Origin of the sequence: Flavobacterium glaciei (assembly GCF_003350545.1) — a bacterium.
Classification (GTDB): Bacteria; Bacteroidota; Bacteroidia; order Flavobacteriales; family Flavobacteriaceae; genus Flavobacterium; species Flavobacterium glaciei.
In genome coordinates, this window is record NZ_QQBA01000002.1 from 131,494 (window position 1) to 146,183 (window position 14,690).

The 14,690-nt window shown below is 31.5% G+C and carries 9 protein-coding genes and 1 CRISPR repeat array; of the genes, 6 read left to right on the top strand and 3 right to left on the bottom strand.

From position 1 onward, the window contains the following. Positions 1–140: 140 nt before the first annotated feature. From DFR66_RS02570 to cas2, 4 genes are all read left to right on the top strand, one after another. Positions 141–1,538 (top strand): tetratricopeptide repeat protein, encoded by a 1,398-nt coding sequence (locus DFR66_RS02570; RefSeq protein WP_114753286.1) that lies wholly within the window; start codon positions 141–143, stop codon positions 1,536–1,538. After that, positions 1,538–2,287 carry a shikimate dehydrogenase family protein gene (locus DFR66_RS02575; protein WP_114753287.1) on the top strand — a complete coding sequence of 250 codons (750 nt, stop codon included), beginning with the start codon at positions 1,538–1,540 and terminating at the stop codon, positions 2,285–2,287. The genes DFR66_RS02570 and DFR66_RS02575 overlap by 1 nt, the downstream gene beginning before the upstream one ends. A gap of 204 nt (positions 2,288–2,491) precedes the next feature. Next, positions 2,492–3,406 (top strand): type II CRISPR-associated endonuclease Cas1, encoded by a 915-nt coding sequence (gene cas1, locus DFR66_RS02580; RefSeq protein WP_114753288.1) that lies wholly within the window; start codon positions 2,492–2,494, stop codon positions 3,404–3,406. Beyond that, positions 3,382–3,711: a CRISPR-associated endonuclease Cas2 gene (gene cas2 / locus DFR66_RS02585; RefSeq protein ID WP_114753289.1), complete on the top strand. Its 330-nt coding sequence runs from the start codon at positions 3,382–3,384 to the stop codon at positions 3,709–3,711. Before cas1 ends, cas2 begins: the two co-directional genes overlap by 25 nt. Before the next feature lie 2 nt (positions 3,712–3,713). Here cas2 and DFR66_RS02590 read toward each other — a convergent pair whose 3' ends face one another. Together DFR66_RS02590 and cas9 are read right to left on the bottom strand one after the other, a co-directional pair. After that, complete coding sequence (locus tag DFR66_RS02590) at positions 3,714–4,370, bottom strand: transposase (RefSeq protein ID WP_114753290.1); 657 nt, start codon at positions 4,368–4,370, stop codon at positions 3,714–3,716. Between the two features lie 247 nt (positions 4,371–4,617). Further along, a CRISPR array of direct repeats spans positions 4,618–5,181; the repeat unit is 37 nt; unit sequence AAATATCGTGTTTTCTAATCTTTAATCAAACCACAAC. Between the two features lie 97 nt (positions 5,182–5,278). Next, positions 5,279–9,673, bottom strand: a complete 4,395-nt coding sequence (gene cas9, locus DFR66_RS02595; RefSeq protein WP_114753291.1) for a type II CRISPR RNA-guided endonuclease Cas9 — start codon at positions 9,671–9,673, stop codon at positions 5,279–5,281. Positions 9,674–10,120: 447 nt separating this feature from the next. On the opposite strand from cas9, the gene DFR66_RS02600 reads away from it, so the two are divergent. Then, positions 10,121–12,109 (top strand): DUF349 domain-containing protein, encoded by a 1,989-nt coding sequence (locus DFR66_RS02600; protein WP_114753292.1) that lies wholly within the window; start codon positions 10,121–10,123, stop codon positions 12,107–12,109. A 408-nt stretch (positions 12,110–12,517) separates the two neighbouring features. After that, the gene (hemN, locus tag DFR66_RS02605) at positions 12,518–13,882 is read left to right on the top strand and encodes an oxygen-independent coproporphyrinogen III oxidase (RefSeq protein ID WP_114753293.1); all 1,365 of its coding nucleotides are present in this window, start codon (positions 12,518–12,520) and stop codon (positions 13,880–13,882) included. 73 nt (positions 13,883–13,955) lie between these two features. On the opposite strand, the gene DFR66_RS02610 is transcribed toward hemN, so the two are convergent. Beyond that, positions 13,956–14,657: a sulfite exporter TauE/SafE family protein gene (locus DFR66_RS02610; RefSeq protein ID WP_114753294.1), complete on the bottom strand. Its 702-nt coding sequence runs from the start codon at positions 14,655–14,657 to the stop codon at positions 13,956–13,958. Between the last annotated feature and the right edge of the window lie 33 nt (positions 14,658–14,690).

The window sequence follows — 14,690 nt, forward strand, 5'->3', positions numbered from 1 at the left end:
TAGTAAAGTATTCAGAGCTAAGAAATCCGTTTTTACTAAAGCTTTTTTGTTAATTAAATTGTTCACAACAATTCTAACATTCCCTCTTAGCATACCCACGATTACCTAATTTTATTTAGGCCAAATTAAAAACATACAGTATGCAATTAAGCAACGAAGAAGAAGACTATAACTTATCCTTGTCTAAATTTGAGTCCATGTTGAAAACCAACAAAGTACTCTTTTTTGACTCTGAAGAATTTGAAGAAATTATTCTTCATTATCTGGACATGGGTAAGGCAGCATTGGCAAAAAAAGCACTAAAACTAGCATTGGAACAACATCCAAAATCTACCGGACTAAAACTAGTTCAAGTAGAAATGTTAGTGTATGATGACAAACTCGAACTGGCTGAAAAGTTATTGAATGAGTTGTTTGCCATTGAACCAACCAATGAAGAAATATACATTCAAAAAGCTAATATTTGCTCCAAAAGAGACCAACACGAAAAGGCAGTTGAATTATTAAAAATAGCATTAAAATATACTGATGATTATCCAGATGTCTATAATTTAATAGGTATGGAATATCTCTTTATGGACAATTTTGAAATGGCAAAAGAAAGCTTTATCAAGTGTTTAGAAGAAGATTTAGAAGACCAATCCGCATTGTACAACGTTGTTTATTGCTTTGAATTCTTAGATCAAAACCAAGATGCGATCAGTTATTTAAAAAAATACATCGACAAAAATCCCTACAGCGAAATTGCATGGCATCAACTGGGACGTTTGCATTACGGTGTAAAAGAATATGAAAGTGCAATTCGCGCTTTTGATTATGCCACTTTAATAGATGATGAATTCCTAGGTGCTTTTATGGAAAAAGCAAAAGCCTACGAACGATTAAAAAAATACGCCGAAGCGATTGAAAGCTATAGCAGAACCATCGAACTGGATGATGTCACTTCGTATGCACTGCTAAGAATGGGAAAATGTTATGAAAGATTAGGAAACAAAGCTTTAGCATTAAAATATTTCAATCAAACCGTACATGAAGATCCACTATTAGATAAAGGTTGGATTGCCATTACTGATTTTTATGTACGTCAAAAAAATTATCAAAAAGCACTATTTTTTGTCAATAAAGCATTAGCAATAGACAATCAAAACCGACTGTATTGGAAACGTTTTGCCAGTATTAATAAGCAAATGAACTTCTTTGAAGAAGCTGAGTTTGGTTACAGAAAAGCAGTAGAATTTGGTGAAACAGGATTAGAAACTTGGTTGTTTTGGGTTGATATTTTGCAATTTTTAGGCGAATTTGAAAGTGCTATTCAAACATTATTACAAGCCTCAGAGTATTATCCAGAGGAAAATGAAATCGAATACCGATTGGCAGGATTGTATTTTATGCTTTCCGATACTACAAAAGCAAAATTCCATTTAAGCAATGCTTTGCGTTTGAATTTTGATAATTATATAATACTCGAAGATTTATTTCCAGTAGTTTGGACAAAAAAAATGGTTCAAAATTACATTGCAAAATATAAAAAACAATAATGATTGACACAGTTAGAAAACGCTTTGGATTATTAGGACGTAACATTAGTTATTCGTTTTCTAAAGGATATTTTACAGAGAAATTCAATAGTGAAAACTTTGTAGGTTGCACCTATGAAAATTTTGACATTCCAGAAATAACCGCTTTTACGGAAGTAATTAAAGACACTTCAGATTTAAAAGGTTTGAATGTTACCATTCCGTACAAAGAAGCAGTTATTCCGTTTTTAGATAAATTGTCAAAAAAAGCGGCGTTAATTGGCGCTGTAAATACGATCAAAATCACTAAAAAAGGTAAACTCAAAGGTTATAATACCGATTACTATGGTTTCAAAAAATCATTAGAACCATTGCTGCAACCCCACCATAAAAAAGCATTGATTTTAGGCACAGGTGGTGCTTCTAAAGGAGTTGCATTTGCATTAGATGAACTGGATATAACCTATACTTTTGTTTCGAGAGAAGCTAAAGAAAATGGAATTGATTACAACCGTATCAACGCAACTACATTTGATAATTACCAAATCATAATCAACGCAACCCCTGTAGGCACAAGCCCTAATGTGGATGCCTTTCCGTTGATTCCATATGAGTTTTTCACAGAGAAGCATATCGCTTATGATTTGATTTATAATCCTGCTGAAACACAATTCCTCAAAAAAGCCAAACAACAAGGCGCGCAAATCAAAAATGGATTGGATATGCTTATTTTTCAAGCAGAGAAAGCATGGAAGATTTGGAATAAATAAGTAGAAAATAATTCAAGAATATTTTAATCGTCTTGTTTTAAAATTAGCATTACTCGTTTTGGGTCATGCTGTTTTAAAACAAGACGTTTTTTTTATGTCAGTAATTTAAAAGACAAATTGAGGTTTCCCGTAAAACAGTTGGTTATTTATTGTGTTAATTTGACTGACAATCAAATTCTTGAGTTTAATTTAACACTTTAAATTATGATTAAAAGAACAATCCTCGTCGAAAACAAATCCTCAATCACGACAAAAAATCAGCAATTAGTCCTAAAATCAGAAGTTAGAGAAAGTACTATACCAATAGAAGACATAGGTTTTCTTGTGCTCGATCATGCTGAAATTTACCTAAGTATTCCTGCCATGAATTTAATTGTAGAAAACAATACCGCAATTATTATTTGCGGCAGCAATCATCTACCAAATGGAATGTTTTTGAACCTCAACAGTCATCATATTCAGCAAGAAATTTTCAAAAATCAAATCGAAGCCTCTATTCCATTAAAAAAAAATTTATGGCAGCAAACCATTGTTGAAAAGATAAGAAATCAAGGAGAATTGTTAGCTAAAATAACTGGAAATAAAAATACGTTTGAATTTCTGGCGAGTAAAGTATTAAGCGGTGATACATCTAATATGGAAGGTGTTGCAGCACAACAATACTGGAAATATTTCCCTTTGCCAAATCATGAAAAAGATGGTATAAAAAGAGAACGCTATGGCGATTATCCAAACAATTTTTTGAACTATGGATATGCTATTTTAAGAGCAGCTACGGCCCGAGCACTTTCTGGAAGCGGATTATTAAATACTTTAGGAATTCATCACAAAAGTAAATACAATGCTTTTGCACTTGCGGATGATATTATGGAGCCTTTTCGTCCTATTGTTGACGAAAAAGTTTTTGAGATTATGTTAAAGTTTAAAGAACAAGAACTAAACACCGCTATAAAGGCTGAACTACTACAAATCTTGACACAAACTGTTTATTTCAAAGAAGAAAAAAGTCCGTTAATGGTAGGATTACAAAAAACGGCCAGCTCACTCCAACAATGTTTCACAGGAGAACGAAAAAAAATTAAATATCCGAAATTATGGAACTTAACGGATACCGAATAATGTGGCTATTTGTATTTTTTGATTTACCTACAGAAACAAAAAAAGACAGAAGAAATGCTTCTCAGTTTAGAGGTAATCTCTTAAAAGACGGTTTTAGCATGATGCAATATTCCGTTTATATTAGGCATTGCGCGAGTGGAGAAAGTGCCGATGTACATGAAAAACGCATTAACAGACTTGTTCCACCATTAGGTAAAGTGAGTGTTTTACGGATTACCGATAAACAATTTGGCATGATCATCAATTATTTAGGTAAGGCAAAACAAGATGCTGATGCTGCACCAACGCAGTTGGAGTTGTTTTAATTCTAACTAGTGTGAAATTTATCTTTATGCCAAGTATTGGGATTTTTTTCTATATAGCTTACAATGTTAAAATACGATTTTTCATCTCTAATAATATGGTCGTAAAAAGAACGATGCCATGCAAACTCATCATTACCAGCTTCATGAATTAATTTAGAACTAGTCGTTTTATATGCTCCCATAATTTGAGAAAGCGATTTTATTTTAACAATCTCTTTTGGCAAACATTGATTAGTAGCTGCCTTTATTAAATTAGAATCAATTTCAATCACTGCATGAATATGATTTGGCATTACAATATAAGAATGAAGACTAATGTAAGGATATTGTTTTTCTAACCATTCCAATTGATTATTCGCTATAATCCCATATTCATTTAAAATCATTTCTGCTTCAATTTCATCGAGATCATTTTTATCGGGAATATTTTTATCAAGATTATTTTTATCTGGATTGTTTTTATCAGAAATATTTTTATATGGATTGTTTTTATCAGAAATATTTTTATCGGGAATACGTAAAGACAGGTCGCGACCTGTCCCTACCGAAACCACATCACCAAAACAACATTCCATATTTTTCACGCATGATGTTACAAAATATAAATTATTTTTCGAATAATCATATCCTTTCAATCTATTTGCTTTTCTATTTTTCATATTGATTTGCTATTTTCAGCCATTACGCCTTGACACACGGTAGTACAGACAGGTCGCGACCTGTCCCTACGTGTTGCAAATAACAAAATTTATTTTAAAAATACATTATTATTTGTAGGTACGGGTCGCGACCTGTACCTACAAATAAAAAAATGCTCCAATCTTGGGTTATCAATCCAAAAAAGAGGCATTTTTTTATACGATATTTACTCATAATCAGCTGAAAATTAGAAGGTAACAAACCAACTAATATCGTGTTTTCTAATCTTTAATCAAACCACAACTCGTAGTAACTTCGGTGTATAATTCCATAAATATCGTGTTTTCTAATCTTTAATCAAACCACAACACAGCAAGCATTAACCCTGTTATTGGTGCAAATATCGTGTTTTCTAATCTTTAATCAAACCACAACGAAAGTAATAAACTGGAATTAGATAAGCTAAATATCGTGTTTTCTAATCTTTAATCAAACCACAACCGAGGTTGTGGACGATTCAAAAACTATAATAATATCGTGTTTTCTAATCTTTAATCAAACCACAACCGGCTGAAAGAAATCCAAGCATAAACCAAAAATATCGTGTTTTCTAATCTTTAATCAAACCACAACCATTCTTCAAAAGTTGTTTTTCTAAAAACAAATATCGTGTTTTCTAATCTTTAATCAAACCACAACCATTTTTATAAATATTTATTAGTTATTGAAAATATCGTGTTTTCTAATCTTTAATCAAACCACAACTAAACGTCTCTAATGCGCTTGCAAATGTGGAATATCGTGTTTTCTAATCTTTAATCAAACCACAACTGAAAGCTACTGCATCCCTGCTGGGCGGATGCCATACCTTTCAGTTGTGGTTTGGCTGTTTAAGACAATGAAACATGTCAAAGAACTTTTAATCTTTTTAAATAAAAGTTATTTTGCCAGAGGAAGACAATACGAACTCATATCCTTCGACTAACATATTTAATTTACTTACTTGCAATCTAATTTGTTCAAATGGGTTTTCAAAATCTACATTATAAATTTCTTTTAAATCACTAGCTTGCCTAGCTTCAAAATGAGTTCTAAAAGTTAACCTCCCTTGGGCATCAAATTTAGCTAATTTGTATAATCGATTATGTAAATCATTAATAGGCAATTCTAAAATCTCTTGTTGGTTTTCTTTAAAAAACAAAACCATCAATCCTTTTTTTAGAATATACTTTAATGGTAATCCTGTTTTATCGTGAGGATTAGTTACAATGTCATAGTTCATTTTATTTTCTCCATTACTTAACTTATAGTATGAACCAGCATCGATATTATTAATCATTTCAAACGACCTTTTTATTTTTCCTTTTTTATCAAAATCTTCATAGATAGCAATTGCAAAATTCTCATCATTTTGAGCATATATTTTTTGCTTATGTTCGTGTCGAGATTTTGATAATGAACTATGCTCTTTAATTTCTAAAGGATTCTTTACTGAATTCGCATACAATCTAACTTTGTTTATTGGAATTCCTTTTTCTTCATTCATCCAAACCGTTCCGTCTAATTTGTTTTTTTGTTGCGCATTTGATGAAATTAATAAAACTTTATTTCCGATAGCATCCTTCACTTTTTCTTTAACCATTTCATCAACAATATTCTCGATATCGGATGCTTTGATACTTTCTAAATCTTTACGGATTACATAACGGATTTCCTCTGTATTTAATGGATTTTTAATTGCTCCATAAATACTGTCTTGGTGTAATGAACCGCGGATGGTATCACCTTGTTTAAAGATTGGGATTTTCTTGTAAATTATATTTCCAGATTTATCAAATAGATACTCATAATATAAGGTTTCGCTATTCTTTTGAATTTTAAAATAATCTTTTCCTTCAACTTTTGATAAAACCTCTTCTTCATTTAATCTTTTTCCAAAAATTGGAATTGTATTTCCTCTTTTATCTAATAAATTTTCATCTCTAAATTGTTTCTTCCCTCTAATTCTAACAATTTTTTTAGACTGTTTTTTTACATTATCGGGTGTATAATGTGATACTAAAATTTCTTCTTCTATCTTTTTTAAATCTTCTTTAAAAGTCTTCCAAGGTTTAGAATCGGCTAATAATTTTCGTGCTTCGCCAAGTTGTCCTTTGTCTTCGTGTGTCCAAGCATTGGCTAATGCATCATATTTCTCTTTGGTCATACAAGCAATTGTAATCGCATCGATGGTGTGATGTGTGTGTTTGCTTCGGTCTTTTTCGTGAAAATATTTTTTATCGTTTTCTTGAAAACTCTCTTGAATTCCCCAAATTTTTCTGAACTCGGCAACCATTCCTCCTTTTACGGATTCTACTCTTTTGAAATAAGATTTCAAATAGGCTTGCGAATACTTTGTGATAATCCCTGTATCTGGAATTTGACTGTTTTTGAAACCAACTTTTGGCTCTTCCCAAATAAATCGGTCGTATTTCCCTTTTAGATAGTCTCTTTTTAAAGTCAAGTAATGTCTTCGTCTTATTTTCTTGTCTTTAAGCTCTTTTGTAGCTGCTGCTTTTATGGAGCGAGAAATAATCTCGATTTCTCTAGTCAAATTATCTGATTCTTCTTTCCAATGTGCAATTCTTGGTAAAATTTCGAGATAATTACTTAACTCAAAAGGCATTTTATTCCCTTTGATTTCTCTATTGAACTTTTGACTGCAAAGCGTCTTGTTCATTTGAGAATTGTCTTGTGAACGACTTCTTGGAATTGTGTGTTCGAAATCATATTTTGGGTCAGTTCCAATGATGTCACATATACTTATATTTCTTCCATCTTCATAAATTTCTTGCCTATTCTGCTCTAGCCAAAGTTGATACCGTAATAAATCATCTTCTGTTGGTTCAATCTCTTTTTTGCATTCGTCAAAATATAACTTCCTTATATCTTTGGCATATTCTTCTCTATTCTTTTTATTTTCATTTTGATAATCTTGAATCCCTTTTCGCTTATTGGCATCGTTCAGTTCACGAGCCATTTCAATATGAATAATAGTTTTTTCGTCAACTAGTCCTTCAAAAATCAATGTATTCAACACTTTTCGCAATTGATACAAAGCACGCATTGCCATTGGATTTTTAATTGATGACGTTAACGGACTTCCTAAAACCACTTTTTCATTTCTGAATTCGTCTTTAATGATTTTCTTTTTAAAAACCTCTATGTCAGATGGATGATACAGTTTATTAATTCGCTTTTCTTTTGTACAGAATATTTCGCCATCATCATTTTTACCTTTTATGAAGTCTAAAACTTTTTCATCTAAACGATTGATTTTTATATATTCATATTTTTTCAATTGCTCAATTAAAACAGGAAATAGCTCGCTTAAAATTGATTCTTTGTCTGATTCTATTTTATGGAATTTAACGAAAGGAATTAATTTTTTATCCAAATCTGATTTGTAGATATTTTCGGCTTCTTTAGAATAAAAAGCACCTACCGCTTTACACTCTTTAATCAAACTATTAATTACTTCTAATTTTCCATTTTCAAAAGTGTGATTTTCAATTATTTCAGCAATTTTATCTTGAATAAATTTTCTTTGATTGCTGTCGTTCCATATAGATTCATCAACAATACTTTCAATATTTGCCATAAAAACGGCGTGAGAATACAGCAATCCTTCTCTAACATAAGGCAAAATCTTGGTGATAGCATTCAAACTCAAACTTGCAAAATCTTTTTTCAATCGAATTTTACTAAATGATTTGGCATTTTTATCATCCAATCCTAACTTCTCTTTGGCATATTGAAACAAATAAATATCTGATGTTGAAACGGAAAGTAAATGCCATAAATCCTTATAATCTACAGTTCGATTTACTTCAATTCCTTTTGAGTTTTTGGTTTTATATGAAATGGTTTTAGTTTTCCAATCTTCTCCAAAAATGTTTTTTAAAGATGCCGAAACTGGGCTTGCCGTTACAGTATCATAAGGTTTGTAATTAAACAAATAATTAACCTCGTTAGCTTTGGAAGATTTATAGAAATTGAATGTAGCTCCTTTTGGAATCAATTCTTTGGCTAAATCTTCAAAATTAAAATTGTCTTTTTTTCTTAAAAATTTAGAAATCAAACTTTGCTTTTCATCTTGTGATAAAAATCGCAAAGTTTTATCCGATTGAGTTCCAATCTTTATTGTGTTTAAATAAGTCCACATTCTATATTCCTCAAAATCTGGATGAGAAATGGCGCAACGAGTTTTGCTTTTTTCAAACGAACATTTACCTATCAATCCTTTCTGTGATTTTAATGGTCGCTGAAAAAATATTGCTTTATATAAATCTTTAGCTAATCCATTATATTTTTTTTCAGGTAACAATTCATCGACTATGATTTCTCCTATTCCTTGTATCTGACAAATTATATTAAACTCTTCAAGATAATGTTCTTCTCTCGAAGTATATTGATTTCTAATCTTGCTTTTATTGTATAAACTAAAGAAATATTGACCTAGTGTTTCGAAATTTCCGTCAATCATTGCTTGGGAAATGTCTTTGATTTTACCTTTAACTGCTCCTAAAGCATCTTTTTTATTTAATCTTGCAATAATTTCTTCTTTACCTTTTTCAAAATTATTCTCATTATTCTTAATTATTGCCAACATTGATTTATACAATGAAACTAATTTTTTGTCGCCCTCATCTAAATCTTTTGCAAAACCAGTTTTTTCATTGGCATCAAAAATTCCAGTTTCTAAAAAATATTCTTTTAATTCTGAAATAATTTCTTCTTTAGAACTCAAATCTTCAATACTTGCTTGGATTTTTGGACAATGTTCTTCCAAAATTCCTTCTGCAGATTGATCCAATCGATTACTTAAAAAACCTCTTCTTTGAGCAATATGATATAATGCTCTACCTAATTCAAACAAAGAAACTTTTTGTTTGCTTGCCTTATCTCTAAACACATAAGGATTTATATTTTCATTTTCATCAGTTCGCAACCATTTCAAGAATTCAGGATTCATAGGATATTTTTTAAATCCTGACTTTCTCCATTCTTCAACTTCTTCAATAGATAATGGACACATATTGTTTTTAGAAAGCACTTTTAAAGTTTCATACTTTCTCAACTTTCTACGGTATTTTAATTTTCTAGCACTTCTGAAAGCGGTTCTTTCTGCTGCACGAGAACTTTCAATACCTTTTTCTGATTTTACGCCTTCCGAAAATATCCTAACACCTTTATCTACTAGAGAAAATTCATTCCCATCTTTATCAACTATCGCCCACCCAATTGAGTTTGTTCCTAAATCTAATCCTAATATTTTTGCCATACTACTATGTGTTTTGTAAGAATATTGCAAAGTACAATTAAAATAATTGTTCATTTTACGGTTTTCCGCATTGCAACTTAACTATTTTTTATTTATGTTTGTTACTGATTAAAATTTCTAATCTTTAATCTTATCACAATAAGGCTATATGCCGTAGATGAAAATCTTTAGTCCTGCTTCGGTGGGACTTTTTTTTTGAATACAACTTACACTTTCATCCACAAAACCCTAACCCTGATGGCAGCGGCATCTCCCGATTTAGGAAAACAAGGCTTTTTTAGCCGTAGTTTTTTTAAATTAGGAATACAGCGAACAGCAGGAAATTGCTCCAAAAAAAAAACATTTGCAACATAAAATGACAATAAATAAGGGGTTTTATTTTGTACTTTGATACTGCTTTAGTACCTTTCGTGTTAAATCTAATTAGAAACCTTACACATTGAAAAAATGTTAGAAGAAAAGAATGATAACCTGCTTGAAGCAGATGGAAATATTGAAAATAACTCAATTGATGCTACTGCGGCTGCTGCGGAAGTATCAGAATTAGTAGAACCAACTGATTTTCCTGCGGAAGATAATGTAGTGTCGCCTTCTATGGAAGAAACGGTTTCAGAGACAGAAAATCAAACAGCCATTGACGCCATTGCAGAAACAAACGCCGAAGAAAGCGAAGATGAAACGCTGAAAGAGCGTCATGAAATTCCATTGCAGGATTATGATAGTTTGTCACTCGAAGCATTAGTAGACGAACTGAAAAGTTTAGTTGCTAATGACAAAGTGATGTCATTTAAGGAGCATATTGAAGAAATAAAAAAAGTATTTTTAGCTAAATACAATCATCTACTGGAGGAGAAAAAAGAAGAATTTCTGGCAGAAAATCAAGATCCAAATGAAGATTTTCAATATCATTCTCCACTTAAGACTAATTTTGATAAATATTATTCTCAGTTTAGAGATATTAAAAATACACACTTCAAGAGTTTACAAACGAATCTAAAAACCAATTTAGAGAACCGTTTAGCTATTGTTGAGGAATTAAAGGAGTTGATAAATCCGCAGGCAAATATCAAAGACACCTTAAAGCATTTTAATGATTTAAGAGAACGATGGAAAAATGCTGGACCTATTCCTAAGGATAAATACAACCACGTGTGGAACAACTTTCATTTTCATGTGGAAAATTTTTATGATTATTTACACTTAGATCGAGAAGCGAGAGACTTAGATTTTAAACATAATTTAGAGCAAAAACAAAAAATTGTTGCTCGTGTTGAAGAATTAGTAAACGAGGCGGATATCAATAAAGCATTCCGAGAATTACAAGACTTACATAGAATTTGGAAAGAAGATATAGGACCTGTTTCTAGAGAACATCGTGACGTGATTTGGAATAAGTTTAGCGACTTGACCAAACAGATGCATGATAAACGTGAAGTTTTATTTGAAAACCAAAGAGGAACTGAGCTTGAGAATTTAGAAAAGAAAAAAGAAATTATTGCCAAAATTGAAGTTTTAGCTACTGAAAAAGTAAATGCACACTCACAATGGCTGGCTCAGATAGAAAAAGTGGAAGCCTTGCGTACTGCTTTCTTCTCTGCTGGAAAGGTTCCATCTGATGTGAATGAAGAAACTTGGGCTAGTTTTAAAACGGCTGTCAGAAATTTTAATACTTTCAAAAATTCATTTTATAAAGACATTAAAAAAGATCAAAACGACAATTTAAGCAAGAAAATAGCTCTTGTTGCTAAAGCTAAAGAATTGCAAGAAAGTGTTGATTTTAATGTGACTACACCTATCATGAAAAAAATTCAGGATGAGTGGAAACAGATAGGACATGTACCAAGAAAATACTCTGATAAAATCTGGAAAGAATTTAAAGATGCCTGCAATCATTATTTTGACAAGTTAAAAGAGCAAAAAAATGAAGAAAATGGCGAAGAAGTAGCCGCTTTTGATAATAAAAAAGCCTATCTGGAAACGCTGAGAGAATTTCAGTTGACCGGAGATCACAAAACAGATTTAGATGCTATCAAATTGCATATAGAAACTTGGAAAAACTTTGGAAAAGTACCTTTCCCAAGAAGGCATATTGAAGGGAAATTTAATAAAATCCTAGATGCGCTTTTTGAAAAATTGAGTTTGAGCAAGAAAGATACAGATATGATGCGTTTTGCAAACAGAATGGATCATTTGTCTGAAAGTAACGATACCCGAAAACTGGAAAACGAAAAGATTTTTCTAATGCGTAAGATTGAAGAAGTTCAGAATGAAATTTTCCAATTAGAAAATAACATTCAATTCTTTACTAATACAAAAAATGCAAAAAAAGAAAATTCTATTGTATTAGAAGTTCGTAAAAACATCGCTATTCATAAAGAAAGTCTTGATGTTTGGAAAGAAAAACTAAAACAATTGAGAAATCTTAACCAAGAATAAATCTTAGTTAACGTTAATGCAGAAACCTCGAACTTAAACAGTTCGAGTTTTTTTTTTGCATAAGTCACTATTGACATACACATTGCAGTCTCTATATTTTTTTGTTATATCGAGCGCAATGTCATTACGTTAAGGAAAAATCCTCATGATTTTGTCTTTCCGACGAAGGAGGAATCCTAACAAACGTGAGCAAAAAACAGAGATTCCTCCTTCGTCAGAATAACAAATAAACTTTTAGCTTAATGACATTTATATCGAGCGCAGTCGAGATGTCATTATGGTTATTGACTGCGTACGAAATCACAATTGGACTATTTTATAATAACGAATTATTACATTGATATGATAATTATCATTTTAATAATTGAGTAGTCGTTCTACTTTTGAACAACGATAAATGATTTTGCCATGAAAAATTCTTTGATTCAAAAATACAATGTACCCGGCCCAAGATATACGAGTTACCCTACGGTTCCTTATTGGGATGAAACTGATTTTTCAGAAGAAATTTGGGTTGAAACGTTAAAAAAATCATTTCAAGAAAGCAATGCTACAGAAGGAATCAGTTTGTATATCCATTTGCCGTTTTGCGAAAGCTTGTGTACTTTTTGTGGCTGCAACAAGCGTATTACCAAAAATCATAGCGCTGAAAACCCATACATTGAAGCAGTTTTGAAAGAATGGGCAATTTATTGTAAAATTCTGGGGGAAAAACCAACAATCAAAGAAATTCATTTGGGCGGTGGAACTCCTACATTTTTTTCCACTAAAAATTTAGAGGATTTAATCAATGGAATTTTTGTTCATGCCAAAAAAGCCAAAGATCATGAGTTCAGTTTTGAAGGTCATCCCAATAACACATCGCATGAACATTTGCAAAAACTTTATGATTTAGGTTTTAGAAGAGTAAGTTTTGGTGTTCAAGACTATTCAGAGAAAGTACAAAAAGCAATTCACCGTTTTCAACCTTTTCATAATGTGGCAAAAGTTACCTTTTGGGCTAGAGAAATTGGATATACTTCTATAGGACATGATATCATTTTTGGATTACCCTTTCAGGAAGTAGAAGATATCATTGATACGATTGAAAAAACAAAATCATTACAGCCCGACCGATTGGCATTTTATAGTTATGCACACGTTCCGTGGATTAAAGGCAATGGACAACGAGGTTTTAATGACGAAGACATTCCAAAAGATGATAAAAAGAGAATATTGTACGAGACCGGTAAAAAATTATTGTATGAAAACGGATATAATGAAATAGGAATGGACCATTTTGCTTTAGAATCAGACAGTTTATACAAGTCTTTTCAGAACGGGACATTGCATCGTAATTTTATGGGCTATAGTTCCTCTAAAACACAATTAATGATTGGTTTGGGGGTTTCTTCCATCAGTGACAGTTGGTACAGTTTTGCACAGAATGTAAAAAATTTAGAAGATTATTATCAAATATTAGAATGGAATAAATTACCGATTTTCAAAGGGCATTTATTGACTGATGAAGACCTTATTATCAGAAAACACATTCTGAATTTAATGTGTCAATTTGAAACATCTTGGGTAAAAAAAGAAGATTATTTCAATGAAATTCCAGATATAATTCTTCAATTGAAAGAAATGGAAAATGATGGATTGCTAATCATAAAAGACAATGGCATTGCCGTTACAGAAAATGGGAAACCGTATGTGCGTAATATTTGTATGGCATTTGACTTACGATTGAAAAGAAAAGCTCCAGAAACAGCACTGTTTTCGATGACAATTTAATGTTTTAGAAATTTTTGAAGATATAAAAAAGCACGCTAAATGGCGTGCTTTTCTATTAGTATACAACTAAAACTTAATGACAATTGGGATCAGCTTGAATAAATAAACTCATATCAGATGGAGAAATATAAGGAATTCCCAATCCCAAACCTCTTAAAATAAATAAGCAACCAATACATACCGCTACATAAGGAATAGCTTTCTGGATGCGGTTTCGAATTGGTACTGTTAAGAATGAATTGATATATACCACGCTGCTCATCAAAGGAACAGTTCCTAATCCGAATAAAATCATATATAAAACACCAAGACTTTCACTTTGCATGGCAATAGCACCAAATAAGGCAACATAAACCATTCCGCATGGCAAAAAGCCATTTAGTAAACCTATTGTAAAAAGGGATTTGTAACTTTTGTTTCTGAACTGACTTCCTAACGCTGTTTTTATTTTTGAAATTAATTTAAAAACAGGTTTCGAAAAATTATATTTTGCAAAAAGAGTATCAGGAATCAGCACTACAATAATCATAGCTACACCAATGAATATCGATAATTTCTGTTGTAAGCCAGCCATGAAAAAACCTTTTCCAAGCAGTCCAAAAACGAAACCTATAGTGGCGTAAGCCGTTAATCTTCCTAAATGATACGTGATGATTTGAATAACTTTTTTAGACTGATTGGTTCTGTCTACGGGTAACATCATGGCAATAGGACCACACATACCTATGCAGTGAAAACTACTTATTAAACCAAAAATAAAGGCAGTATAAAGCATTTTTTTTGTCTAATGTCATAAAAATAAAAGTTT